General features: G+C 64.5%; 29 protein-coding genes. 10 read left to right on the top strand and 19 right to left on the bottom strand.

The genetic code is table 11. The annotated features are described in order from the left end of the window. Window positions 1–56 precede the first annotated feature (56 nt). From hisB to QM588_RS06810, 5 genes are all read right to left on the bottom strand, one after another. Window positions 57–680 carry an imidazoleglycerol-phosphate dehydratase HisB gene (gene hisB / locus QM588_RS06830; RefSeq protein WP_027497292.1) on the bottom strand — a complete coding sequence of 208 codons (624 nt, stop codon included), beginning with the start codon at window positions 678–680 and terminating at the stop codon, window positions 57–59. Next, window positions 677–1,807 carry a histidinol-phosphate transaminase gene (locus tag QM588_RS06825; protein ID WP_283312303.1) on the bottom strand — a complete coding sequence of 377 codons (1,131 nt, stop codon included), beginning with the start codon at window positions 1,805–1,807 and terminating at the stop codon, window positions 677–679. Before QM588_RS06825 ends, hisB begins: the two co-directional genes overlap by 4 nt. Continuing rightward, window positions 1,804–3,156 (bottom strand): histidinol dehydrogenase, encoded by a 1,353-nt coding sequence (gene hisD / locus QM588_RS06820; protein WP_283312301.1) that lies wholly within the window; start codon window positions 3,154–3,156, stop codon window positions 1,804–1,806. Before hisD ends, QM588_RS06825 begins: the two co-directional genes overlap by 4 nt. 89 nt (window positions 3,157–3,245) lie before the next feature. Next, window positions 3,246–3,764: a DinB family protein gene (locus tag QM588_RS06815; RefSeq protein WP_283312300.1), complete on the bottom strand. Its 519-nt coding sequence runs from the start codon at window positions 3,762–3,764 to the stop codon at window positions 3,246–3,248. A gap of 110 nt (window positions 3,765–3,874) precedes the next feature. Beyond that, window positions 3,875–4,342 (bottom strand): SRPBCC family protein, encoded by a 468-nt coding sequence (locus tag QM588_RS06810; protein WP_283312299.1) that lies wholly within the window; start codon window positions 4,340–4,342, stop codon window positions 3,875–3,877. A gap of 83 nt (window positions 4,343–4,425) precedes the next feature. On the opposite strand from QM588_RS06810, the gene rhtB reads away from it, so the two are divergent. The 3 genes from rhtB to QM588_RS06795 are packed head-to-tail and all read left to right on the top strand — an operon-like array spanning window position 4,426 to window position 5,623. Continuing rightward, window positions 4,426–5,052, top strand: a complete 627-nt coding sequence (gene rhtB, locus QM588_RS06805) for a homoserine/homoserine lactone efflux protein (RefSeq protein WP_094652609.1) — start codon at window positions 4,426–4,428, stop codon at window positions 5,050–5,052. Continuing rightward, window positions 5,049–5,243, top strand: coding sequence for a hypothetical protein (locus tag QM588_RS06800; RefSeq protein WP_283312298.1), 195 nt, complete (start codon window positions 5,049–5,051; stop codon window positions 5,241–5,243). The genes rhtB and QM588_RS06800 overlap by 4 nt, the downstream gene beginning before the upstream one ends. Beyond that, window positions 5,240–5,623, top strand: coding sequence for a YchJ family protein (locus tag QM588_RS06795; RefSeq protein ID WP_283312297.1), 384 nt, complete (start codon window positions 5,240–5,242; stop codon window positions 5,621–5,623). Before QM588_RS06800 ends, QM588_RS06795 begins: the two co-directional genes overlap by 4 nt. Here QM588_RS06795 and QM588_RS06790 read toward each other — a convergent pair. Continuing rightward, window positions 5,620–6,036, bottom strand: coding sequence for a DUF5997 family protein (locus tag QM588_RS06790; RefSeq protein ID WP_283312295.1), 417 nt, complete (start codon window positions 6,034–6,036; stop codon window positions 5,620–5,622). The two genes, QM588_RS06795 and QM588_RS06790, sit on opposite strands and share 4 nt — an antisense overlap. Window positions 6,037–6,114: 78 nt before the next feature. Between QM588_RS06790 and QM588_RS06785 the strand changes: the two genes are divergently transcribed. After that, window positions 6,115–7,098 carry a LysR family transcriptional regulator gene (locus tag QM588_RS06785; RefSeq protein WP_283312294.1) on the top strand — a complete coding sequence of 328 codons (984 nt, stop codon included), beginning with the start codon at window positions 6,115–6,117 and terminating at the stop codon, window positions 7,096–7,098. Window positions 7,099–7,149: 51 nt separating this feature from the next. On the opposite strand, the gene QM588_RS06780 is transcribed toward QM588_RS06785, so the two are convergent. From QM588_RS06780 to nadA, 4 genes are read right to left on the bottom strand one after another with little or no spacing between them, the layout of a single operon-like run. Further along, entirely contained in the window at window positions 7,150–7,524 is a 375-nt protein-coding gene (locus QM588_RS06780; protein ID WP_283312293.1) for an RNA-binding S4 domain-containing protein, read from the bottom strand. A 33-nt stretch (window positions 7,525–7,557) separates the two neighbouring features. Then, a complete protein-coding gene (gene nadC / locus QM588_RS06775) occupies window positions 7,558–8,433 on the bottom strand; it encodes a carboxylating nicotinate-nucleotide diphosphorylase (protein ID WP_283312291.1) in 876 nt (291 codons plus the stop codon). A gap of 1 nt (window position 8,434) precedes the next feature. Then, complete coding sequence (locus QM588_RS06770; protein ID WP_283312290.1) at window positions 8,435–10,003, bottom strand: L-aspartate oxidase; 1,569 nt, start codon at window positions 10,001–10,003, stop codon at window positions 8,435–8,437. Further along, window positions 10,000–11,058: a quinolinate synthase NadA gene (gene nadA / locus QM588_RS06765; RefSeq protein ID WP_048318691.1), complete on the bottom strand. Its 1,059-nt coding sequence runs from the start codon at window positions 11,056–11,058 to the stop codon at window positions 10,000–10,002. Before nadA ends, QM588_RS06770 begins: the two co-directional genes overlap by 4 nt. A 79-nt stretch (window positions 11,059–11,137) precedes the next feature. Between nadA and QM588_RS06760 the strand changes: the two genes are divergently transcribed. Continuing rightward, window positions 11,138–11,836 (top strand): NUDIX hydrolase, encoded by a 699-nt coding sequence (locus tag QM588_RS06760; RefSeq protein WP_283312288.1) that lies wholly within the window; start codon window positions 11,138–11,140, stop codon window positions 11,834–11,836. Between the two features lie 13 nt (window positions 11,837–11,849). On the opposite strand, the gene QM588_RS06755 is transcribed toward QM588_RS06760, so the two are convergent. Genes QM588_RS06755 through bioB form a run of 3 tightly spaced genes read right to left on the bottom strand, consistent with a single transcriptional unit; the run spans window position 11,850 to window position 13,692 of the window. Then, complete coding sequence (locus QM588_RS06755; RefSeq protein ID WP_027497306.1) at window positions 11,850–12,452, bottom strand: DUF2567 domain-containing protein; 603 nt, start codon at window positions 12,450–12,452, stop codon at window positions 11,850–11,852. After that, window positions 12,453–12,677 (bottom strand): biotin synthase auxiliary protein BsaP, encoded by a 225-nt coding sequence (gene bsaP / locus QM588_RS06750; protein WP_032382834.1) that lies wholly within the window; start codon window positions 12,675–12,677, stop codon window positions 12,453–12,455. It abuts the gene before it with no gap. Between the two features lie 22 nt (window positions 12,678–12,699). Then, window positions 12,700–13,692 (bottom strand): biotin synthase BioB, encoded by a 993-nt coding sequence (bioB, locus tag QM588_RS06745; RefSeq protein ID WP_032370319.1) that lies wholly within the window; start codon window positions 13,690–13,692, stop codon window positions 12,700–12,702. A 125-nt stretch (window positions 13,693–13,817) separates the two neighbouring features. Between bioB and QM588_RS06740 the strand changes: the two genes are divergently transcribed. After that, window positions 13,818–14,414, top strand: coding sequence for a TetR/AcrR family transcriptional regulator C-terminal domain-containing protein (locus QM588_RS06740; RefSeq protein ID WP_283312285.1), 597 nt, complete (start codon window positions 13,818–13,820; stop codon window positions 14,412–14,414). On the opposite strand, the gene QM588_RS06735 is transcribed toward QM588_RS06740, so the two are convergent. The 3 genes from QM588_RS06735 to QM588_RS06725 all read right to left on the bottom strand — a co-directional run bounded on the left by QM588_RS06735 (window position 14,401) and on the right by QM588_RS06725 (window position 17,561). After that, window positions 14,401–14,808 (bottom strand): META domain-containing protein, encoded by a 408-nt coding sequence (locus QM588_RS06735; RefSeq protein ID WP_283312284.1) that lies wholly within the window; start codon window positions 14,806–14,808, stop codon window positions 14,401–14,403. The two genes, QM588_RS06740 and QM588_RS06735, sit on opposite strands and share 14 nt — an antisense overlap. Next, window positions 14,801–17,104, bottom strand: coding sequence for an accessory Sec system translocase SecA2 (gene secA2 / locus QM588_RS06730; RefSeq protein ID WP_283312283.1), 2,304 nt, complete (start codon window positions 17,102–17,104; stop codon window positions 14,801–14,803). Before secA2 ends, QM588_RS06735 begins: the two co-directional genes overlap by 8 nt. A gap of 64 nt (window positions 17,105–17,168) precedes the next feature. Then, window positions 17,169–17,561, bottom strand: coding sequence for a hypothetical protein (locus tag QM588_RS06725; protein WP_283312282.1), 393 nt, complete (start codon window positions 17,559–17,561; stop codon window positions 17,169–17,171). Between the two features lie 143 nt (window positions 17,562–17,704). Between QM588_RS06725 and QM588_RS06720 the strand changes: the two genes are divergently transcribed. Genes QM588_RS06720 through QM588_RS06710 form a run of 3 tightly spaced genes read left to right on the top strand, consistent with a single transcriptional unit; the run spans window position 17,705 to window position 20,027 of the window. Next, the gene (locus QM588_RS06720; RefSeq protein ID WP_283312281.1) at window positions 17,705–18,106 is read left to right on the top strand and encodes a GntR family transcriptional regulator; all 402 of its coding nucleotides are present in this window, start codon (window positions 17,705–17,707) and stop codon (window positions 18,104–18,106) included. After that, window positions 18,103–18,960, top strand: coding sequence for an ABC transporter ATP-binding protein (locus tag QM588_RS06715; protein WP_283312280.1), 858 nt, complete (start codon window positions 18,103–18,105; stop codon window positions 18,958–18,960). The genes QM588_RS06720 and QM588_RS06715 overlap by 4 nt, the downstream gene beginning before the upstream one ends. Next, on the top strand, window positions 18,960–20,027 hold the full coding sequence (locus QM588_RS06710) for an ABC transporter permease (RefSeq protein ID WP_283312278.1): 1,068 nt from the start codon (window positions 18,960–18,962) through the stop codon (window positions 20,025–20,027). The genes QM588_RS06715 and QM588_RS06710 overlap by 1 nt, the downstream gene beginning before the upstream one ends. Window positions 20,028–20,043: 16 nt before the next feature. On the opposite strand, the gene QM588_RS06705 is transcribed toward QM588_RS06710, so the two are convergent. Next, window positions 20,044–20,328: a hypothetical protein gene (locus QM588_RS06705; RefSeq protein WP_283312277.1), complete on the bottom strand. Its 285-nt coding sequence runs from the start codon at window positions 20,326–20,328 to the stop codon at window positions 20,044–20,046. Between the two features lie 57 nt (window positions 20,329–20,385). Then, complete coding sequence (locus QM588_RS06700; protein WP_442972881.1) at window positions 20,386–21,090, bottom strand: SIR2 family NAD-dependent protein deacylase; 705 nt, start codon at window positions 21,088–21,090, stop codon at window positions 20,386–20,388. 146 nt (window positions 21,091–21,236) lie between these two features. On the opposite strand from QM588_RS06700, the gene QM588_RS06695 reads away from it, so the two are divergent. Continuing rightward, a complete protein-coding gene (locus tag QM588_RS06695) occupies window positions 21,237–21,833 on the top strand; it encodes a CHAP domain-containing protein (protein ID WP_283312275.1) in 597 nt (198 codons plus the stop codon). Between the two features lie 6 nt (window positions 21,834–21,839). Here QM588_RS06695 and QM588_RS06690 read toward each other — a convergent pair whose 3' ends face one another. Further along, window positions 21,840–22,724: a sensor domain-containing diguanylate cyclase gene (locus tag QM588_RS06690; protein ID WP_283312274.1), complete on the bottom strand. Its 885-nt coding sequence runs from the start codon at window positions 22,722–22,724 to the stop codon at window positions 21,840–21,842. Window positions 22,725–22,780: the final 56 nt, after the last annotated feature.

Here is a 22,780-nt window from a genome sequence, read left to right as displayed (position 1 = left end):
CCGGGAGGCCACGAATCGAACTCAGACCACTCAACGCACGAGCACCGCTCGACCGATCACAGACTGCCCTTGGTGGAGAGAATTCCGGTGACCCGAGGGTCGTATTCGGTTGCCTGACGCAGCGCCCGAGCGACGGCCTTGAACTCCGCCTCGGTGATGTGATGCTGGTCGCGGCCGTAGATGACGCGGACATGCAACGCGATGCGAGCGTTGGACGCCAAGGTCTCGAACACGTGCTTGTTGATCACGGTGGAGTACGGAACACCCGGGTAGCCGCCGATCACCGAGTGCACCATGTAGTCCGGCTCGCCGGTGTGCACGCAGTAGGGACGGCCGGACACGTCGACTGCCGCATGCACGAGCGTCTCGTCCATCGGAATGAACGAGTCGCCGAAGCGGGTGATGCCGGACTTGTCGCCGAGGGCTTGGCCGAGGGCTTGCCCGAGCACGATCGCAGTGTCCTCGACCGTGTGATGCGCCTCGATCTCGATGTCGCCCTTGGCCCGAACAGTGAGATCGAAGCGGGCATGGGTGCCGAGGGCAGTGAGCATGTGGTCGTAGAAGGGCACGCCGGTGGAGATATCCACGATGCCGGTGCCGTCGAGGTTCAGCTCGACGGAAATGTCGGATTCCTTGGTGGTGCGCTCGATCTTGGCGATACGGGGAGCGGGTGTGGTCACTGCAGTGCCTCTGCTCTTTCGGTCGATGCGAGTTCCGAGCTGACGGTGAGGAATCGGTCATTCTCGTGAGCGAGTCCGATGGTGACACGCAGATACCCGGTGATTCCGACGTCGCGGATAAGGACGCCGTCGTCGAGATATCGCTGCCACGTCCGGGCGGCATCGGCGAATCGGCCGAAGAGCAGGAAGTTGGCATCGGACGGGATCACGTCGTATCCCTGGTCGGCGAGCGTTTCGGCAACACGATCGCGTTCGGCCGACAATTCGGCCACGCTCGCGAGGGTGTCGTCGGCATGCCGCAACGCGGCTCGAGCGGCGGCTTGTGTGACCACCGAGAGGTGATATGGCAAGCGCACCAACAGCATTGCGTCGATCACGGCCGGGGCCGCAACGAGGTATCCCAGCCGTCCGCCGGCGAACGCGAATGCCTTGCTCATGGTTCGACTGACGACGATCTTGCTGGGGTAGCTCTCGATCAATCCGATTGCGCTTGCCGCCGACGAAAATTCGGCGTACGCCTCGTCGACCACGACGATTCCCGGTGCGGCGTCGAGGATTCGACGTAGATCTGCCTCGTCGATACTGTGCCCGGTCGGATTGTTGGGGCTGGTCACGAACACGACGTCCGGCTTACGCTCCTCGATCGCCTGCACTGCGTAGTCGACGTCGAGAGAGAAATCCGCCCGACGCTGCGCCGGAATCCACTCGGTCTGAGTCCCCGACGAAATGATCGGGTGCATCGAGTACGACGGCACGAAACCCAGCGCGGTACGGTCCGGCCCACCGAAGGCCTGGAGGAGTTGCTGCAGAATCTCGTTGGAGCCGTTGGCCGCCCACACGTTGGCAGTATCGACCGCAAAGCCGGTTTGCCCGGTGAGATAACGCGCCAGGTCGGCTCGCAGGTCCTCTGCGTCGCGATCCGGATACCGGTGCAGCTGCGCCGCGGCGATGCGCACCGATTCGGCGACGTCGTCGATCAGTGCCTGCGTCGGCGGGTGTGGATTCTCGTTGGTGTTCAACTGGACCGGCACGGTGAGCTGCGGCGCGCCGTACGGCGACTTGCCGATCAGCGCCTCGCGCAGCGGCAGGTCGTCGAGCGAAATCGCTTGCCCCAGAGCATCGGTCATGACGTACCACCAGTACGCAACCCCTCGAAGCGTAGCCGAACGGCCTCACCGTGAGCCGGGAGATCTTCTGCGTTGGCCAGCGCGATGACGTGCGCAGCAACGTCTTTCAGCGCGGCCTCACTGTAGTCCACCACGTGGATCCCACGCAGGAACGTCTGCACACTCAGGCCTGACGAATGCCGAGCGCACCCGGCCGTCGGCAGTACGTGATTGGACCCGGCGCAGTAGTCACCGAGGCTCACTGGAGACCACGCTCCGACGAACACGGCACCGGCGCTTCGCACCCGGGCTGCGACGTCGGACGCGTCCTTCGTCTGAATCTCCAGGTGTTCGGCCGCATAGGCATTGACCACGGCCAGCCCCTGGGTGACGTCGTCCACCAGAACGATTCCGGACTGGCTACCGCTCAGCGCCGTGGTGACGCGTTCCGCGTGCCGGGTGGACGGGATCTGCGCATTGACAGCCTCGTCGACGGCATCGGCGAGCTCGAGGCTGTCGGTCACCAGCACACTGGCGGCCATCACGTCGTGCTCGGCTTGACTGATCAGGTCTGCTGCCACGTGCAGCGGATCCGCGGTGGCGTCGGCAAGAATCGCGATCTCGGTAGGGCCTGCCTCGGAGTCGATTCCGATGAGCGAACGACACAGTCGCTTGGCCGCCGTGACGTAGATGTTGCCCGGGCCGGTGATCAGATCGACCGGTGCCAGTTCTTCGCCGTCGGTGTCGACACCGCCGTACGTGAGCAGAGCGATCCCCTGACCGCCGCCGACGGCCCAGACCTCGTCGACTCCGAGGAGCTGCGCGGCCGCCAGGATCGTCGGGTGTGGTAGACCACCGAAGTTCTTCTGCGGCGGCGATGCCACCACCAGCGACCCGACGCCCGCGATCTGCGCAGGCACCACGTTCATCACGACCGACGACGGGTACACCGCGTTGCCACCGGGCACGTAGAGACCCACACGATCGACCGGAATCCAGCGCTCGGTCACCGTGCCGCCGGGTACCACCTGGGTGGTGTGGTCGGTTCGGCGTTGATCCGAGTGCACCAGTCGGGTTCGCTCGATCGCGACCTCGAGGGCGGCCCGGACGGCCGGGTCCAGCTCGTCGAGGGCTCGAACCAATTCCTGCTGGGGAACTCGAACGCGGTCCGGTCGGACTCCGTCGAACTTCTCGCTGAACTCGAGGGCCGCGTCGGCCCCACGCTCCTTGACGGCGTCGACGACGGGCCGAACCTGATGCAGCACCGAATCGACATCCACTCCGCCTCGGGGAAGAGCGCCGCGTAGTTCGGCAGTGGATGGAGTTCGTCCGCGTAGATCGACGCGGGCGAGCTCGATGCGGGCAGGCATAGTGGGCCCCTTCGTGGAGTCGGTTCGGTGCCGGGGTTCGGTCGAATCAGTGTTGTCCGAACCACCAGGATAGTTCCACCGAATTCGGCTCAGCCCCGCACGTCCCACAGATGGTGGATGGGGTCGTGAATGTAGTAGGCCGCCAGAGTCTCGACGGTGAAATGGGAACCGTCGCTGCGTCGCCCTCTGCGATCACGGTCTTCCGGCGGCACAGCCGAGAAGGCGTCGGCCAAAGCATGTGCCGCCTCCCCGAGTTCCGACGCCACCGTCGCCGGATTCTGTGCGTTGTAGTTCTCGGCCACGGCCGTGGCGTCCTGGTCCCAGTTGTCGAACTCGGGATCGTCCTCGGTGAGTACCAGCGCCAACCGAGTGCGGAAGATCCGGTGTGCGTCCCGAACATGTGCGCCGTATTCGAGCGCCGACCACGTCGAATCGTCGGGTCGCACTGCCGCGTCGTCGCGATGGAGCACAGCGATCCATCGGTCCACGTCGGCGCGAATCAACCCGGGCACGGCGTCGTAGTCGACGGCGCTCGAGTCGAACCCGCAGTCGGGGCAGGCACTGGTGAGGACCCACGTCCAGTTCTTGGTATCGGGTTCGATCGGCATGCGGGTCACTGTAGAGCAGGGCCCGCTGACGACACTGTCCACAATCCACGTCCCCGAACGGCGAAGCCGTTCCCAGGCGTGAATTGTGGACAGTGCTGTCGTTCGATTCGTCAGGCGTAACGAGCAGCCAGATTGTGCAGTGTGCTCTTGATCCCCTGCGCATTCTTCTGCGGCATCTTGAACAGCTCGAGCATTTTGGGAACCTTCGCGGTGCCGTAGACGAAGCTCTCGGTGACTGTGGTCAGGCCGGGCTGCGTCTCCTCGAATTCCCAGCGCCAGCTGTGGCCCATCGGGTGCTGCCACTCGATGATCTTGTGCCGATCCGCATCCACGAATTCGGTCACGGTGCTGGTGATCTTGTACGGAACGCCGTACTGCTTCATACCGACGGAGAATTTCGCGCCGCTGCTCAGCCTCTCGGGGCCCCGGACGGTGTCCTTCACTGTGCCGGATCCGTCCAGTTCGCCGTGCCGGGTGGGATCGGCCACGATGTCGAACAGTTCGGCGGCCGGCGCTCGAACCTCGGTCTGTCTCGTGACCTGCTGGGGACCGGTGTCGATGGTTCTGATGTCTGCCATCTGCAGCGTCTACCCCACAATGACCGTATCGACACCCGGCCACCGCGCAGAATGCGAATTGACGGGCGTAGTTCAATGAACACATGTCCTGGTCAGTGTGGCTCGCCTTCCTCGGTGCGAGCATCGTCATCAGTCTGTCTCCCGGAGCCGGAGCCATCGCGTCGATGTCCACAGGTCTGCGCTACGGCCTGCGCCGCGGGTACTGGAACATCTTCGGGCTGCAGATCGGCCTGCTGGTCCAGATCGGCATCGTCGCAGTCGGACTCGGTGCCGTCCTGGCCAATTCGGCCCTGGCCTTCACCGCGATCAAGTGGTTCGGTGTCGCCTATCTGGTCTACCTCGGCATCCGCCAGTGGCGGTCGGCTCCATCCGAAGTAGCGGACGCTCCCGCGGTGGCGGATCGAGGCACGACGATGCTCGCGCGAGGATTTCTCGTCAACGCGAGCAACCCGAAAGCCGTCGTGTTCATGGTCGCTGTGCTGCCCCAGTTTCTCGACCCGACGCGACCGCTGATCACCCAGTATCTCGCCATCGCGGCGACCATGGTCGTCGTCGACATGCTGGTGATGACCGGTTACACCTCGCTGGCATCACGAGTCCTGCGCATGATGCGGTCGCAGCGTCAGCAGAAGACCATGAACCGCACGTTCGCCGGCCTGTTCTTCGCCGCCGCAACATTTCTGGCCACGGTACGAAGGGTGACCCCATGAGGAAATACCGCGTGATCATGAAGAATGCGCTCGGCGGGGAGCCGATTCCGTTGGGGCTCTTCGACACTCTGCTCGAAGCCAACACCTGGATTCAGGACGTGGGAAAGCGGGACGAGCACGAACTCGGCACCTACACAGTCGGAGTGGAGCCTGCGGAACGACCAGGTGAACAGCAGGTTGTCGACAAGTGAGCAGGCGGTGTCCGTGTTCGAGCGGCGACACGTTCGATGCCTGTTGCGAGCCGTACCTGACGGGCCCCGTCGATGCGCCGACGGCCGAGAAGCTGATGCGCTCGCGCTTCAGCGCGTTCGCCGTCGGTGACGTTGCCTACCTGCGGACGTCCTGGCATCCCGACACCGCACCGGCCGACCTGGAGTTGGACCCCGACCAACGGTGGTATCGACTCGACATCCTTGCTGCCGACGCAGGCGGACTTTTCGACGAGACAGGCACCGTGCAGTTCGAGGCACGGTACAAGCATCCCGACGGTGCCGGCACGATGTCGGAGATCAGCCGTTTCGTCCGGGTCGACGGCCGGTGGCGATACCTCGACGGAGTCGTCGCTCCCTAGAGGTTGCGCAGTTTCGTGGGCCGATTGCCCGCGGTGCGACGCGCTTCCTGCTTCTCCTTGATGCGCTCGGCATCCTTGCGAACCTGGATCTGAGTCCGACGCTCGCGTACCAGCCACTGCGGTGGGCTGGCGATCAGTTCCTCGATCTCCACGCTGGTCAACGCTTCGGTGACTCCGCCGCGTGCCAATCCGGCGATGGACACACCGAGCTTCTTCGCGATCACGTCGCGGGGGAACGGTCCGTCGGTCTGCAAGTCGGTCAGCCACTGCGGCGGATCGCTGCGCAGAGCGTCCAGCTCCGATCTGCTGATCATCGAGTTCTGGAACTCTTCCGGCGCTGCGGGTAGATAGATGCCGAGCTTGTTCGCCGCGGTCAATGGCTTCAGGGTCTGCTGTTTGTTCTCCGGGCTCACCGGACCAGCTTATCCGGCAATCGGCGGTCCCGACGCCACCGTCCCGCGCTTCGTGCACCGTCCCATAGGCTCGACTCCGTGAACATCGATGTGCAGACACTGCGCTGGTATGCGGCAGTGGCGCAACAACTGCATTTCGCCCGCGCTGCTCAGTCGCTCGGAATCTCCCGAATCCGCCTCAGCAAGACCGTGGTGGAACTCGAAGAGTTGCTCGGCGTCGACCTGTTCGTGCCGGGTGCCTCCCCCACCGAACTCACCGCCGACGGACGCGATCTGCTCGAACGCGCGTTGGTCGAGATCGCCGAGGACGATCGGCGTTCGGAGCGTGCACAGGCTGCTGCCGGGGAGCCGAGCAGTTTCACCATCGGATACGCCGAGGGCGTGACGCTGACCAAGTGGACGCGAATCTGGGCCGATCGGTTTCCCGATGTCGCCTTGTCCGTCGTAACAACGACTCCGGACACGCAGGTGTCTCATCTGCGTGATGGAACGGTCGACGTCGGCTTCGTCAGGCCGCCGATCGATCGTGAAGGTCTGAACGCCATCGGGCTGTACCAGGAAATCCAGGTCGTGGTGGTACCCAAAGACCATGCGGTCGCAGCATTCGACTCGGTCACCGCTCTCGACCTCGCCGACGAACACCTGCTCGCCGATCCGACCACGGTGCCCGAATGGGCTGCTGTTGCAACAGAACTGCGCACCGGCGATCGTCCCGCACTGCCACCGATGAACAGCACTGCGGAGACTTTCGAATACGTGGCCGCCGGGCTGGGCGTGGCGATCGTCCCGCACTCGGTTGCGAGATTCAACGCTCGCAAAGATCTCGTGTACCGCCCGGTCACCGACGTCGAGCAGACACAGATCGCACTGGCCTGGGTGGCGGAGCGGGAAGACGACCGCATCGAAGAATTCATCGGCATCGTGCGTGGCCGGTCCACGCGAAGTTCACGCGGATCTTCGGACGACGCGCCCGTCAAGAAGAAGAAGGCGCAGCCCTCCAAACCGGCTCGACCGGTCGTCAAGACCAAAACGAACGCACGCCGCAGCGGAAAGAGACGCTAGCCGGGCATCGCCCTCGTGCGCGTTGTGCGCCCCCAGAGGTACGCACAACGCTCACGAGGGGCGCAGCCGGAGCCGATCGATGTCCCGTCGATCCCGCTTGGTCGGACGGCCCGTTCCGCGGTCACGCCGGGGAACCGAGGCCAGAACCTCTTTCGGTGGCGGCGGCGGACTGCGATCGATCAGACACTCGGGTACCACCGACGCGCCGACGCGTTTGGTGATGGCACGTACGACGACGACGATCTTCTCCACGCCCTCCACGCGCAGCCGGATCTCGTCGTCCGGCCCGATGCGCTGGCCGGGCTTTGCGGGGGTGCCATTGACGCGGACATGCCCACCGCGACAGGCTGCGGCAGCGGCCGACCGCGTCTTGAACAGTCGCACCGCCCAGATCCAGCTGTCCAGACGGGCACTCTGCAATTCCATCTTCGAACGTCTTCCTCGAATCGTGAGGCTCGGCTACATGTCCAGGCCGAGGTCGAGCACTGTCACCGAGTGTGTCAGACCGCCCACCGCCAGGAAGTCGACCCCCGTACGCGCGTAATCCCGAGCCACGTCGACGGTCAGTCCACCCGAGGATTCCAACTTGGTGTCCGGCGCGAACTTGTCGCGGCGCTGCACCGCCATCTGTGTCTGCCACAGCGCGAAGTTGTCCAGCAGAACGAGTTCGACGTTCTCGGCGAGCACCTCGTCGAGTTGTTCGAGACTGTCGACCTCTACCTCGCAGGCGATGTTCGGCGCGGCGGCACGTACGGCTCGCAGGGCAGCGACGACGGAGCCGGCCGCCGCGACGTGGTTGTCCTTGATCAGCGCGGCGTCACCGAGACCCATCCGATGGTTGACCCCGCCGCCCGCCCGTACCGCGTATTTCTGCAGCGATCGCAGTCCGGGCAACGTCTTTCGACTGTCTCGAATGCGACACTCGGTCTCTGCGACCTCGGCGACCCAGCCGGCCGTGGCGGTTGCGATACCCGACAGGTGACAGACGATATTGAGCATGGTGCGCTCGGCGGTGAGCAAGCCACGGGTGGGAGCATCGACCGTCAGAACAGCCTGTCCGGGTTCGACATTCGATCCGTCGGCAGTCCTGTGGCGGATCGAGTACGCGCCCGAACCGATCACCTCGTCGAGAACCAGCAGTCCGACATCGAGGCCCGCGAGGGTGCCGAACTGTCGAGACACCACCGACGCCGTGGCCACGGCGTCCTCGGGAACCGTTGCCACGGTGGTGATATCCGGCCCGTACCGGAGATCCTCGTCCAGCGCGGTGCGGATGAGGGCGAGAACCTCGCCGCGATCGACTCCCGGGTTCACTTCGTCGGCAGTACCGGTCATGTCAGCTTGCTCCCGTCATCACGTCATCGTTCACGATCGTCAGTCGCCCCTCGTCGTCGCGTTCGACATACAGGCTCCGTCGGTACTCGGACATACTGTCCGGGAAATCCCGTCGGGTGTGACACCCTCGGCTCTCTCGGCGGTGCGCCGCAGCCAGCACGATCACGTCTGCCGCTGCCGTCAGGGCGGCATCCTCGACCGCTACGCCGTCGACCGGCGGTTCCGACACCACGCCGTGTGCCAGCACATTCTGTGCCGCCGCAAGACCGGACGCATCGCGGACGACACCGACATGCGTGGTCATGGTTCGCTGCAGTACCGCGCGATCGATCCGCCGGTAGACAGGCAGTGCGGTATCGGACACGGCGACGGTGGTTCCGACCCGCTCCGCGGCGACGAGCGCAGCGCGTGCGCCGACCACCAGACCCTCGAGCAGACTGTTCGACGCCAACCGGTTGGCACCGTGCAGCCCGGTGCGCGCCACCTCGCCCGCGGCAAGCAATCCCGAGACGGAAGTCCGTCCGAACGTGTCGGTCACGATCCCTCCGCACGAGTAGTGCGCGGCGGGTGCCACGGGGATGAGATCCGTTGCGGGATCGATGCCGGCGTCCAGGCACGATGCCGTCACGGTCGGGAAACGCTCGCGTACGTGCTCGATGCGACGGGCGTCCAGCAACACGTGGTCGTCGCCGCTGCGGTGCAGCAACTCGGCGATGGCACGCGAGACCACGTCGCGTGGTGCGAGGTCGCCCATGGGGTGAACACCGTCCATGAATGCGCGGCCGGTGGCATCGACCAAGCGTGCACCCTCTCCGCGCACCGCTTCGCTGATCAACGGGCGACGGCCCGTCGACCCTGCGGCGAACAGCACGGTCGGGTGGAACTGAACGAACTCCAGATCCGCAACCCGTGCGCCCGCATCCAGAGCCAGTGCAATGCCGTCGGCCGTGGCACCGGCCGGGTTGGTACTGCACGAGAACAGTTGTCCCAGACCGCCCGTCGCGAGCAACACCGTCGGAGTGCGAACGACGCCGACACCGCGAGGCCCGCGCACGAGGAGTCCGGCCACCTCGCCGTCGGTGGTCAGTACACGGAGCGCGGTGGTGTCGAATTCCACCGAAGGCGCTGCGGAGTCCAGTGTGCGTTGTACCTCCGCTCCGGTGGCATCGCCGCCGGAATGGATGATTCGGCGAACACTGTGGCCACCCTCTCGGGTGCGGGAAACCGAACCGTCGGGCGCACGATCGAAATGTGCGCCGGCGACTTCGAGCGACGCTATCGCCGCGCGGCCGCCCGACACGATGGAACGCACCGCATCCTCGTCGCACAGGCCCGCGCCTGCTGCGCAGGTATCCGACACGTGCGCATCGATCGAGTCGCCGAGATCGGTGCCGACGACTGCGATTCCGCCCTGCGCATACTTGGTCGCGGTGTCGACCGAACTGCCCTTGCTGACCGTCAGCACGCGCAGACCGCGTGCGGCGGCCGTGCGAGCCGCGGTCAGTCCGGCGATTCCGCCGCCGACGACGACGAGGTCGGCCGCGGTTTCCCAGGCGACCGACGGGTTCACTCGCCGCCGCCGGGTGTGCCGATCTCGATCATGCGTTGCACCGACTTGCTGGCGATGTTCGCCGTTTCGAGGTCGACGTGGACCTCGTCGCGCCCTTCGACGAGGCAGCGCAACAGCGCGGCGGGCGTGATCATCTTCATGTATCCGCACGACGCGCGGTCGTTGACGGCCAAGAAGTCGACATCGGGTGCAGCCCTGCGGAGTTGATGCAGCATCCCGATCTCGGTGGCGACCAGAACCTGCTTGGATTCGGTGGCGCGGGCCGCGTCGAGCATGCCGCCGGTGGAGAGGATCTTGACCTTGTCGGCGGGCACGAATCCTTCGCCGGCGAGGTAGAGAGCCGAGGTGGCGCAACCGCATTCGGGATGCACGTAGAGCTCCGCATCGGGGTGGGTTCGAGACTTCTCGGCAAGCTCGTCGCCGTTGATGCCTGCGTGGACGTGGCATTCACCGGCCCAGATGTGCAGATTCTCGCGCCCGGTCACGCGTTTGACATGAGCCCCGAGGAACTGGTCGGGCAGGAAGAGGATGTCGCGGCTCGGATCGATCGATTGCACGACCTCGACCGCGTTGGACGAGGTGCAGCAGATGTCGGTGAGCGCTTTGATCTCAGCAGTCGTGTTGACGTAGGAGACGACGACAGCATCCGGGAAGTCTGCTTTCCACTCGCGTAACTGCTCGGCAGTGATCGAGTCCGCGAGCGAGCAACCCGCACGCTGGTCCGGGATCAGGATCGTCTTCTGCGGGCTCAGGATCTTGGCGGTCTCGGCCATGAAGTGCACGCCGCAGAACACGATGGTGTCCTCGGATACCTCGGCGGCCATGCGCGAGAGAGCGAGCGAATCACCCACGTGATCGGCAACATCCTGAATCGCAGGCAGCTGGTAGTTGTGCGCCAGCAGGGTCGCACCTCGCAGATCTGCGAGCCGTCGCACTTCCGCGGCCCATTCCGCCGACGCGTCGACTCCCCCGTAACCACCGGCTCCATCGACGATGTCGCGGACTCCGGCGAAAGCCGAGTCCAGGAAGTTCACCTGGGTAGCGCTGCTGGTCATGACGGTTCTCCTTCACCGATCATCCGGTCGTCGGTGACCGAATTTCCTCCGAGGGAGTTTTCGACTTATGATCGAAAACATGATTCATCGTAGCACCGTCCACGAAGTACTCATTGCGGTGTTCCAAGTTCGGGTCTTTTCCGACCCCGACACTCCCGAACTGGCGGTCCTGCTGTGGCAGCGTGCACTCGACCCCGAGGCGGGCACCTGGTCACTCCCCGGGGGCACCCTGCGCGACGACGAGAACCTGGCCACGTCCGCGCGGAGACAGCTCGCCGAGAAGGTCGACGTACGCACGGTGGCACACCTCGAGCAGCTGTCCATCTTCAGCGAGCCGGACAGGGTGCCGGGAGATCGCCGAATCGCGTCGACGTTTCTGGGCCTCGTGCCGATCGCGGCCGAGCCGACCCTGCCCGCGGATACGACCTGGTACCCGGTGTCGGAGCTGCCCGCCATGTCGTTCGATCACGGAACGGTTGTCGAGCACGCACGGCATCGACTGGTCGCCAAGCTGTCATACACCAACATCGGATTTGCCCTCGCTCCCGCAGAATTCGCGATTTCGACGCTTCGCGAAATCTACGGCGCAGCCCTCGGCTATCAGGTCGACGCCACCAATCTGCAACGGGTACTGAGCCGCCGCGGCGTCATCGAACCCACCGGACGGCGGGCACCGTCGGGTCGAGCGGGTGGACGGCCTCCAGCATTGTTCCGGTTCGCCGACAACAGCATTCGCGTAACCGACGAGTTCGCGGCATTGCGGCCACCACAGGGATGAACGAGATCCGCCGTCAGTCGGGCACCCGCGAGTCGAACGACGGCGGCGGCGGAGCGACGTCGAATTCGATCTCGTCGAGCTCGGGATCGGAATCGGGGTGCTGCAGATCGTCGTTGGGATTCATCGCCGCGAGCAGCAGTATCACCAACGACGCCGTCAGCGCCTGCACGATCAGTGCCGTCGGCGTGTCGATACTCGGTGCAACCCGGACGATCGATCCGACGGCCGGCTCGTCCGCCCTCGGGAATCGCAGCGCCGCAACGCCGTTGCCCACCAGCACCGCTGCGATCGAGCCGACGAACGACCCGACGAACACGGCCACGAACAGCCGTGGACCCCGCTGGGAAATCCACAGCCACCACCCGATCGGCACGAGAATGCCGAGAGCGAACGAGACGAGGACGAACAGGGCGAGAGCGTCGAATCTATGCAGACTCTCCCCGGTCAGTGTTGCTCCTCTGTCCTGCGCGACGACGAGCAATTGCTGGCTCGGTGCCAGGAATCCCCACAGCAGGCCGCCGACGGCGGACAGCGCGATCGTCACACCGCCGACCAGAGCCACGAAGCGAAGCGTTCGACGCCGCTCCGGAGTCTCGACGGCAGACGAGGTCGTCACCTAACGCCTACCCGTCGCGGCGGAATCGATCAGGCCGTGCCGCGAGCACACCGACGTCCATCCGTCGGGCACGATCTGCACCACCATCCTGCGACCGCACCGGTCGCAGTACCTCGGCGGCTCCAGCCCGAGACCGACGGCAACCGAGAACGACGGTGCCCCCGCATCCGTACCGACCTCGACAGGCCGACCGGTGTGCGGGTCGTACCGGCTCTCGCTCGTCATTCGACCCACCTTAATACGCGCATCAGATCGTCGAGTTCAACGCTTTGATCGGCATCTGCAGTTCCCCGAGAAGATCGAGATCCTCCTCGGCGGGACGACCGAGCGTCGTCAAGTAGTTTCCGACGATGATCGCGTTGATGCCGCCCAGAATTCCCTGCTGAGCTCCGAGATCACCGAGAGTGATCTCGCGGCCGCCCGCGAATCGGAGAATCGTCCGCGGCAGGGCCAGCCGGAAGGCGGCAACGGCCCGCAACGCATCCGATGCAGGCAGCACGTCCAGATCTCCGAACGGCGTTCCGGGACGTGGGTTCAAGAAATTCAGGGGGACCTCGTCGGGTTCGAGAGCGCCGAGATCGGCTGCGAACTCGGCTCGCTGCTCCAGCGTCTCGCCCATACCGAGGATGCCTCCGCAACAGACCTCCATGCCGGCCTCGCGGACCATCCGCAGTGTGTTCCAGCGTTCCTCCCAGGTATGGGTGGTCACCACGTTCGGAAAGTAGGACCGCGAGGTCTCGAGGTTGTGGTTGTAGCGATGCACACCCATTGCCGCGAGTTGGTCGACCTGATCCTGGTCCAGCATGCCCAGCGAACAAGCGATGTCGATGTCGACCTCGCCGCGAATGGCCTCGATTCCCGCGGCGACCTGCGCGAGCAGTCGAGCGTCCGGACCCCGCACTGCGGCCACGATGCAGAACTCCGTGGCTCCGGTCTTCGCGGTCTGTTTCGCCGCCTCGACCAACGACGGAATATCGAGCCAGGCCGCCCGCACCGGAGACGCGAACAGGCCCGACTGCGAGCAGAAGTGGCAGTCCTCGGGGCAGCCTCCGGTCTTGAGGCTGACGATCCCCTCGACCTCCACTTCCGGTCCGCACCATCGCATCCGAACCTCGTGCGCCAGTTGCATCGTCTCTTCGAGACGGTCCTCTCCGAGCTCGAGTACCTCGAGCACCTGGGATCGATCGAGCGCGATGCCGTTGTCGAGCACCTGCAGGCGCGCCGTACGCAATATGTCCATACCGGTCCCCTCGTCGTCGAACGGTCTCGGAATTGAACACCGTTCAAGTTGAACGGCGTTCACGTTAGGCACCGCACTCGGCTACTGTCAAAGCGAAACACCGCGTCGAACGGCAGGGGTAGGAAGTGCAGCTACGCAGGCAGGACGTCCTGGACGGTGCAATAGCCATTCTCGACGAGTACGGCCTCGCGGATCTGACCATGCGCCGCCTGGCGACCTCACTGCACGTCCAACCCGGAGCGCTGTACTGGCACTTCCCCAACAAGCAGACGCTGCTGGGAGCGATCGCAGATCACATACTGTCCGGTGCCGACGCACCGTCGACAGAAGAACTGTGGGACGCGCAGATCTCGCAGATCGCACATCGACTTCGCGACGCGCTGCTCTCCCGGCGCGACGGAGCCGAACTGGTCGCCTCCACCTACGCCTCGCGGCTCACCACCAACCGCATCCGTGAACGCATGGCCGCGGTCTGCATTCGTGCCGGGTTGCCCAGAGTCGACGCCGAACTGACCGCCGATACGCTGCTGTACTACGTGCTCGGCCATACCGTGGACGAACAGGCTCGGCTCCAGATGGACTCGGCCGGGGCGCTGACCGCCGACGCGTCCCCGATGTTCGAGCGCCCCGATCCCACCAGCAAATTCGACTTCGGTCTCCGGCTCTTTCTGGACGGCGTGCGCCACGCCGCGTCCGAACCACGCTCCGTCAGGATTCGGTGAACACGATTCGGTCGCGTCCGTTGTCCAGAGTCATCGTGTCGTCTTCTCTGGACCATTTCGGCTTCGAGGACAGAAACTCCGACAGCCACCGATCCTGCTCCATGAGCTCGGCCGGGCACCCCATCCGCGTGGCACCCAGGGAATCGACGGTGAGCGTCCCCAGCGAAGTGTCGACGGTGCCGAACAACCTGTTGCATCCGGCTTCGGCCGAGATGCGGTCGTCGGCGAACTCGAGCCGGATCGTCGTACTCGAGACCGGGGTGTAGGAACCGTCGGCATCGACGGAGGTGTAATTCTTGTCTGCCGGGAATTCCCCGTACGAATCGGTGCAGCCCGAGGCCAACACGCTCACGCCACAGGCGAGAGCGAGCAGTGCCCGGCGCGCGTCAGCCACCGAAGATCGGCCCCAGACCGGCCGCACCGGCATTTCCGCGGGAGGCAAACGGGTTGTCGTGCACCATGTACGTCCACGTCGACGTCGGTCGGCGCAGACCGGCATTGTCGAGATCGATTCCGTCGGAGGTGATCTCGGCCGACTCGAATGTCGCGTGGGACAGATCCACGGCTTTGGCGGAGACAGTCTTGAAGGCCTCGACCGCAATTCGGTGGTACTCGTCGAGTGGATTCTCGCGACCCAGGGCACGGAGGTGGATGCTCTCGCGCACGTCGGCCAGGTGCGCTAGGTAGTCCGACCACGCGCGGTCGAGGTGGTGAAGAACGATTCGGCGGGCGACCACCACGAGGGTTTCCTCCGACACGTTCTCGCGAAGTTCCTTCGATCGCGTCGGCGACTGCTCCTCGAGCAGAGCCAACGCCTCTCCGGTGTCCAGCAACGCTGCCCTACGACGGTCCAGAATCTCCCGATGCTGCGCCGTCAGTTGGTTGTAGCGCCAGGTACGCGAGTGTATTTCGAGCATCTGTCCTTCGGCGATGCGCTGGGCATGATCGACTCGATCGGCCGCGGCGGCAGAGGTGAACAGGCCGCTGTCGTCGACGCCTTTCGGTGCGTCCTTGTCACCGATGTTGTTCTTGACGACGTCGTCCTCCCAACTGCCGAAGAACACCGAACGGCCCGGGTCGCCCTGCCTGCCCGCACGTCCTCGCAATTGATTGTCGAGCCGCTCGGTGGTGTGGCGGCCGGTACCGACGACGAACAGCCCACCCAACTCGGCGATGCGGTCGCGGTCGGTCCCCTCCGGTCCCCCGAGCTTGATGTCGGTTCCGCGCCCGGCGATCTGCGTCGAGACGGTGACCGCGCCGTGCACTCCGGCGGCAGCGATGACCGCGGCCTCCTCGGCGTCGTTCTTGGCGTTGAGTACGACGGCCTCCACACCGGATTCCGCGAGGATCGTCGCCAGCGTCTCCGACTCCGCGACATCGTGGGTGCCGACGAGTATCGGTTGCCCGGTCTCGTGAATTTCCTTCACCTGCTGCGCAATTGCGGCATTCTTGTGCTCGACCGTGTCGTACACCCGGTCGACCTCGTCGACCCGCACCGTCGGTACGTTCGGCTCGATGACCGAGACACCGAGACCGTAGAACGTACGCAGCTGCTCCCCCGCAGCCATTGCCGTGCCGGTCATTCCGCATACGGTGGCGTACCGGTTGATCAGCGCCTGCACCGTGATCGTGTCGAGAATCTCGCCGGTCTCGGTGGGCTCGAGCCCCTCCTTGATCTCCACGGCCGCCTGTAACCCGTCCGGCCAACGCTGCAGGTCCGCCACTCGGCCGCGGGAGGCGTTGATCAGCTGAACACGTCCGTCACGCACGATGTAGTCGACATCGCGTTGCACCAGCACCTGGGCGTGCAGCGCGACGTTGACCGCAACGAGGGTCGATCCGACGTGCTGTTCGGAGTAGAGATCGATTCCGCCGAGTTCCTTCTCGAGCCGAAGCGCGCCCTCGTCGGTGAGGAACACGTTGCGTCCCTCGGCATCGGTATCGAAGTCGATCCCCTTGTCCAACAGGCGGACTGCGTCCATCACCGTCGAGGTCGACACATCACCCGATACCGAGCCCGCCAACACCAACGGCACCAACGCTTCGTCGACCAACACCGAGTCGGCCTCGTCGATCAGCGCGACATCAGGGACGGGCGACACCAGATCGGTACGGTCGTCGACCAAATGGTCACGGAGAACATCGAATCCGACCTCGTTGACCGACGCGTAGGTGATATCGCACGCATAGGCGTCACGACGTTCCTGCGCGGAGGACGACTCGGCGATGGAACCGACGGTGATACCCAGAGCCTCGAACAGTGGGGCCATCCACCGCGCATCACGTTGTGCGAGAAAGTCGTTGACCGAGATGACGTGAACCCTGCGACCGGACAGAACGTATCCCACCGCCGCCACGGCCCCGGACAACGTCTTTCCTTCGCCGGTCGCCATTTCCACCACGTCACCGGCGAGAAGTCGCTCGGCTCCGAAAAGTTGTACGTCGAACGGTCGCATGCCGAGCGTGCGGTCGCTCGCCTCACGCGTCAATGCCAGGTACCGCGGTACGTCGAGTTTCGACGCGCTCGGGGCCCGCAACGCAGCGGCCTCGGTGGCCAATTCGGCGTCCGACAGGGCCGATGCCCAGCTCACATGGTTTCCGGCCTGCTCGACCCGCCGACGCGACGCACTCTGTGCCTTCTGCGCGGAGCGGCCGAGTACACGCCAGAATCGGTCGGAGCCCACAGCCATCTGTCATCCCTACTCGAGAAAATACGTGATCTTCTTTCCCACAGTACCGAGTGCCGATTGCCCACTACCCCGCGTCGAGCGGCGTTGTCACTGCAATTCTTCGCGTGCCGTCTGCCGACGTCACCACCTGGTAGGCGTTGCGCTCGGTTCCCACGGGCGAGCCGTCGGCGTCGAGGTTCTCCAACAGCAGATGCCCGACCCACACACCGGGCGTCTCGATCTCGGTGACGATGTCACGTGCGCGAACGCCCTCGATTCCACGCGAGCGATAGTAGGACTGGCCCTGGGCGAAGAAGTCTCGGGTCTGCTGCGGGTCGGAGATGGCGGCGCATCCCCCAGCCGTGACGGCCAACGCCGGGTAGTTGTAGATATCGGCCAGCCCGTCCAGATCACCGGCCGACAAGCAGGCGGTGTAGCGAGCGAAGAATTGGTCGATCGTTTCGGTGTCGGGTGTCATGTCGTAGAACGCTACGACTCGTTCCCGCGCAGCCACTGTCACCGCGCTGATCACCCTCCGAATATCGAGATCCGAACAGAGCATGGACAAACCGAGGGGTACGTATTGACGTCTTGCACTAATCAACTAGTGAAAGGCTTCTGGTGATCGCCTACCGTATCGATCGTCAGTCCGGCATTCCCACCTATGTCCAACTGATACTGCAGACCAAACAGGCCCTGAGACTGGGAACACTCACCGTCGGTGACCGACTACCGACAGCAAAAGAAGTGGTCACGGCCCTCGCCATCAACCCGAACACCGTCCTCAAGGCGTACCGAGAACTCGAACGCGACGGGCTGGTTCAACCTCGGACCGGTTCCGGGACGTTCGTCGTCGCCTCGCTGGCAAAACCCGGCATGGCCGAACGATCGGCGCTCGAAACCGAACTCGACCGCTGGATCCGACACTGCACGGCCGCAGGACTGGACCGACCCGACCTCGAGGCCATCGTCACCGCCGCCCTCGACAAGCAATTCGACCGAACCGAAAGAGACGACACATGACCGACGCGGTGCTCACCATGGACGAGGTGGCCAAATCGTTTCGCAGGAAGACCGTCCTCGACGGATGCTCGTTCGCAGTCGAAAGAGGAAGCGTCACAGCGTTGGTCGGCTCCAACGGCGCCGGAAAGTCGACGCTGCTGTCGCTGGCCGTCGGCCTGCTGACACCGGACAGCGGAACCATTCGGGTTCTGGGTGAAAGCGTGACCCAACGCGGAATCTCGCCCGGCCTGTCGTATCTGGCGCAGCACAAGCCCCTCTACCCACACTTCACCGTCGCCGAACTGTTGCGATTCGGCCGAAACACCAACTCGCAGTGGGACGATGCGTACGCAAAGGAAATCGTCGACGCCGCCGGAATCGCCACCTCCGCTCGGGTCGAGTCCCTCTCCCCCGGCCACCGCACGCGGATTGCCCTCGCACTGGCACTCGGGCGTCGACCCGAAGTACTGCTGCTCGACGAGCCGCTCGCCGATCTCGATCCGGTCGCTCGCAGGGCGGTGGCACGCACCCTGATGCGCGATGCAGCCGAGAACGGTACGACGATCGTGCTGTCCTCACACGTGCTGTCCGAGCTCGTCGACGTCGCCGACCGGCTGTTGTTACTACGCGGTGGGCGAATGCGACTCGACGGGGACCTCGACGCCATCACCGCCGACCACTACCTTCTCGTCGGCAGCTCCGACGCCGACCCGACGGTCGAGGACGGCACCATCGTGTCCGAAGTGTTCGGTTCCGGGGCAACAACATTCGTCGTACAGGGCAAACAACCGAGAACGACACCACCGGGGTGGACAGTCGAGAACGCCACCCTCGACGACGTCGTACTCGCCCACCTCGGAACGGAGACCACCTGATGATCTGGGTGACTTGGAGACAATTTCGCGCGACAATCCTGTTCGGGGTGTTGACGCCACTGCTGTTGGCTGCGATCACGATTGCCGTCACGGTGATCGGCGGCGGTGTGATTCCGTCACCGTATCTGCAGAGTTGCCGATCGTTCGATTCGTCCGACTGCACCGTCGGGACCGTGCAGACGATAGCGATACTCACGACGATCGTCTTACCCGTCGTCCTCGGTGCATTCATCGGAGTGACCGTCTTCTCCCGCGATCTCGAACGTCGCACCCACGTACTCGGCCTGAGTCAATCCGTGAGCAGACGCCGCTGGTACAGCGTGCGCATTCTGGTCGTGTTCACACCGATCGTCGGGGCGATGACGGTGCTCGGTTGCGTGTTGTTCGCAGCCAAGTACAACACTGCACCCGATTCCTTCGCGATGTCGTTCGCGGGGTCGAGCGGATCGCGGTTGGACTTTCCCGTGTTCGGGGCCACGGGATTCGTCGCAGGCGCGTACACGGCCGTCGGATTGATGGTCGGTTCGGCATGCGCACTCGCGATGCGGAACACGATCGCTGCGATGATCACGACGGTCATCGTCTCGACAGCCGTCCTTGCGCTGCTGCCGACGCAGCTGCGCGAGCACTATGCGACTCCCCAGGTAGAACGGGTATCGGTGGAGCAGAAGGTCGACGACATGTACGGCGGCACTCCAGACTACTACAGGCCGGGCGACTCGATCAGCTTGTTCCCACGATGGGAATTCTCTGCGGACTACGTCGACAGCAACGGCAGTCCGGTGTCCGTCGACTTGATGGACTGCAATTGGACCCAGAACTACAGGGATCTGAGCGAATTCGAGACGGTCGCCGAGTACGAGGAGTACTCCGACCGCCAGAGCGTGGAACGTCGCAACATCGAGATTCAATGCATTCGGGATCAGGGTGCCGAGGCCTACGAGACGCGCTATCACGAGGACAGATCGTTCTGGCGGTTCCAGGCGATCGAGTCGGCGTTGTCGTTGGTGGTTGCCGGGCTTCTCGGGGGCGTGTCACTCCTGCTGCTGCGCAGGCTGCGTCCCTAGGGCAGGTCTGCCGCAGCTACCTCTGCGCTGGAATCCCGAGCGGTTTCCGATTCCTGATCACTGTGGCCACGAGGGCGGGGAGGCCGAGGACCAGAACCATGATTCCGACTACCAGTGCAGCAGTGGACCACGGCCTGGACGCCCCCAGCTGATCGGCCAGGGTGACCGCGCCGACGATGCCGAGGATCCAGGCGAGAAATTCGATTCGGCGAACGCGTCGGGATGTCGGATCCGATGTTGCCCACCACGCACCGACGGACGAACACGCGAGGGCGCACACGAGCAACCAGTACTCCGCCATCTCGGCCTCCTCGAAGTCGATGGTGCGATCAGGGTAGTTCGCGTGCCGCCCGTCCGTTCACAATTGCGCGACCAGAAGGGGAAGTCCCAGTGCTGCCGTTGTGCGCCATCGGTGGTCGGCCATGTCGGATACCTCGGTCTCGACCGGATTGATCTCGACCACGGTTGCGCCCGCACTGCGTGCGACGGCGGGCAATCCGGCGAACGGGTACACCACGCCCGACGTACCGACCACGAGCACCAGATCCGCGGCGCGCACGGCGTTCTCGGCTGCTTCCCACGCCTGTTCGGGCAGCGATTCGCCGAACCACACGGCCCCGGGCCGGATGACTCCGCCGCACCGGGGACAGTCCGGCGGCGGAACCCGCTGATCTGCGTCGATCAGATTGTCGTCGTCCATGTTGTCGTTGCCCAGAACGTCGGTGTCGTCGAGTTCCGCACGTACACCGCACTCGCTGCAGTACGGCTCGAAGAGACTTCCGTGCACGTGTGCGAGCACAGCGGATCCGGCTCGTTCGTGCAGATCGTCGACGTTCTGGGTCGCGATGTCGACCTGCGCGTGCTGCTGCCATTGCGCCAACGCGCGGTGGCCGGCATTGGGTTCGGAACGACGCACGAGTGCAGCGCGCCACCGGTACCAACCCCACACGAGATCGCTGTCGGCGAGCCAGCCCTCGGGACTGGCGAGATCCTTCGGATCGAAGTCCTGCCACAGACCGGTCCGGGCGTCGCGAAACGTTGCAATTCCGGATTCGGCCGACATGCCCGCGCCGGTCAGAACGACGATGCGCGATGCCGCTCGTGCGGCGTCCACGATGGGTTGCGGAACGGAGTCGACCGACTGCTCGTGCGAATGGGTCACACAGCTATTGTGCCAACCGGTGTTCGCTCACGCGCTACCGTGTGGGCATGAGCATCGACACCGATACCCGCACGCGGCGACGCTGGCCCCTGTGGACCGCAGCGGTCACCGCGGTGATCGTCGTCGTGGCCGTCGGTGTTCTGTGGCTGGCCCCGAGTCGCTATCTACCCTGGGACACCGAACCGTTCCCCGAGGTGAACAGCTCCGAGTTGACAGTCGATCAGGCCCGTGTGGTGGACCTCCTGCGAGTCGAGCACGAGAAGCAGCGTCCGGGAACCTTCTATGCGGAGGGCGTGGACGAGGCCTGGTGCGCCGACTTCGTCAGCTGGATCATGAAGGAAGCGGGCCTGCCGTTGTCGAATCCCAACTCGGGTTCGTGGCGCATTCCCGGCGTCTACACGCTGCAGGAGTACTACCAGCAACAGGGACGATTCGAGACCGTCGGCAACTACACGCCGTCGGTGGGTGATGTGGTGTTGTACGACAACAGCAGTTGGGTCGGCCAACACACCAACGTCATCGTGGCTGTCGACGGCAGCGAGGCCGTCACCGTGGGCGGAAACGAAGCCAGCAAGATCAGGGTCCACACCCTGAATTACGAATCCGACTCGGGCGTAGTCGGATTCGGTCGCTTGGCATCCTGAGGATCGTCACTGCGGCGGGGTGATGAAACGGTCTCCGAGAGATCGCGCCCCTCCGTCTCTCTTCGCTCTGTACAGCAGTAGGTCGGCTCGGTCGAAACAGTCGTAGAGCGATTCCCCCGGCCGCAGAGTCGTGTAACCGGCGGAGAATGTTTGCTCGTCCGGAACGACGGCTGCGAGTTCGGTCAGCACGGTTGCCATCGTCGTCGACCCGGTATCGGGCATCGCGATGGCGAATTCCTCCCCGCCCCACCTGGCGACATACGCTCGTCCTGCAAGCAATTGCATTGCAGCAGTGGAGAACTGGACCAACAGACGATCGCCGCGGCCGTGTCCGTACTTGTCGTTGAACGACTTGAAGCGATCGAAATCGATCATCGCCATGGCCAGCGACACGTCGACTCCGCGCGGGGTCGTCAACTGAGACAACCGATCTCGCCATCCGCGCCGATTGAGCAGCCCGGTCAGGGGATCGGTCAGCGCAGCCTCCCGTAGGTCGTCCTCCAACCGCCGCCGGTCGGTGACGTCGTGTACCACCGCCATGGTCCATCGTCGGCCGTCCGGGCCGGGGACCTCACTGGCCGACACCCAACCCCACCGCACCGTGCCGTCGGGGTGCAGGTATCGCTTCTCGACGTGCACCGATTCACCACGAGCCTCGGCGTCGTCCATCATCTGTTGCATCGCCGCGTGCTGGTCCAGGTCGTCGGGGTGGGTGAATTCACGGGAGGATCGGCCTCGGAGTCGGTCCCTGGGGCAACCCACGATGGCGGCATACGCCTCGTTCGCGAGTAACAGCAGTCCGTGTTCGTCGGCGAGTGCCATTCCCACCGTGCTCGCTTCGAACATCTCCCGATACCAACGATCGGCGTCGACCATGATTGTCCGGTTCACTTCCTCGAACGGTGCGAGCCACATCGATTCACACGACACACCGACGATACGCCGTC

It is taken from the genome of Rhodococcus sp. IEGM 1354, assembly GCF_030056855.1.
GTDB lineage: Bacteria > Actinomycetota > Actinomycetes > Mycobacteriales > Mycobacteriaceae > Rhodococcoides.
Note: the sequence above shows the minus strand (reverse complement) of the source record. Positions and strands in the feature narration are given on the sequence as shown.

What these genes read in the sequence shown, in the direction of transcription:
- bioB (WP_032370319.1), bottom strand. Translation starts at nt 13,692, where the DNA reads ATGGACATATTGCGTACGGCGCGCCTGCAGGTGCTCGACAACGGCATC.
- QM588_RS06760 (WP_283312288.1), top strand. Translation starts at nt 11,138, where the DNA reads ATGATTCATCGTAGCACCGTCCACGAAGTACTCATTGCGGTGTTCCAA.
- QM588_RS06715 (WP_283312280.1), top strand. Translation starts at nt 18,103, where the DNA reads ATGACCGACGCGGTGCTCACCATGGACGAGGTGGCCAAATCGTTTCGC.
- QM588_RS06725 (WP_283312282.1), bottom strand. Translation starts at nt 17,561, where the DNA reads ATGACACCCGACACCGAAACGATCGACCAATTCTTCGCTCGCTACACC.
- nadC (WP_283312291.1), bottom strand. Translation starts at nt 8,433, where the DNA reads ATGACCGGTACTGCCGACGAAGTGAACCCGGGAGTCGATCGCGGCGAG.
- QM588_RS06700 (WP_442972881.1), bottom strand. Translation starts at nt 21,090, where the DNA reads ATGTCGGCCGAATCCGGAATTGCAACGTTTCGCGACGCCCGGACCGGT.
- QM588_RS06780 (WP_283312293.1), bottom strand. Translation starts at nt 7,524, where the DNA reads ATGGAATTGCAGAGTGCCCGTCTGGACAGCTGGATCTGGGCGGTGCGA.
- nadA (WP_048318691.1), bottom strand. Translation starts at nt 11,058, where the DNA reads ATGACCAGCAGCGCTACCCAGGTGAACTTCCTGGACTCGGCTTTCGCC.
- QM588_RS06705 (WP_283312277.1), bottom strand. Translation starts at nt 20,328, where the DNA reads ATGGCGGAGTACTGGTTGCTCGTGTGCGCCCTCGCGTGTTCGTCCGTC.
- bsaP (WP_032382834.1), bottom strand. Translation starts at nt 12,677, where the DNA reads ATGACGAGCGAGAGCCGGTACGACCCGCACACCGGTCGGCCTGTCGAG.
- QM588_RS06695 (WP_283312275.1), top strand. Translation starts at nt 21,237, where the DNA reads ATGAGCATCGACACCGATACCCGCACGCGGCGACGCTGGCCCCTGTGG.
- QM588_RS06710 (WP_283312278.1), top strand. Translation starts at nt 18,960, where the DNA reads ATGATCTGGGTGACTTGGAGACAATTTCGCGCGACAATCCTGTTCGGG.
- rhtB (WP_094652609.1), top strand. Translation starts at nt 4,426, where the DNA reads ATGTCCTGGTCAGTGTGGCTCGCCTTCCTCGGTGCGAGCATCGTCATC.
- QM588_RS06800 (WP_283312298.1), top strand. Translation starts at nt 5,049, where the DNA reads ATGAGGAAATACCGCGTGATCATGAAGAATGCGCTCGGCGGGGAGCCG.
- QM588_RS06815 (WP_283312300.1), bottom strand. Translation starts at nt 3,764, where the DNA reads ATGCCGATCGAACCCGATACCAAGAACTGGACGTGGGTCCTCACCAGT.
- secA2 (WP_283312283.1), bottom strand. Translation starts at nt 17,104, where the DNA reads ATGGCTGTGGGCTCCGACCGATTCTGGCGTGTACTCGGCCGCTCCGCG.
- QM588_RS06810 (WP_283312299.1), bottom strand. Translation starts at nt 4,342, where the DNA reads ATGGCAGACATCAGAACCATCGACACCGGTCCCCAGCAGGTCACGAGA.
- hisD (WP_283312301.1), bottom strand. Translation starts at nt 3,156, where the DNA reads ATGCCTGCCCGCATCGAGCTCGCCCGCGTCGATCTACGCGGACGAACT.
- QM588_RS06825 (WP_283312303.1), bottom strand. Translation starts at nt 1,807, where the DNA reads ATGACCGATGCTCTGGGGCAAGCGATTTCGCTCGACGACCTGCCGCTG.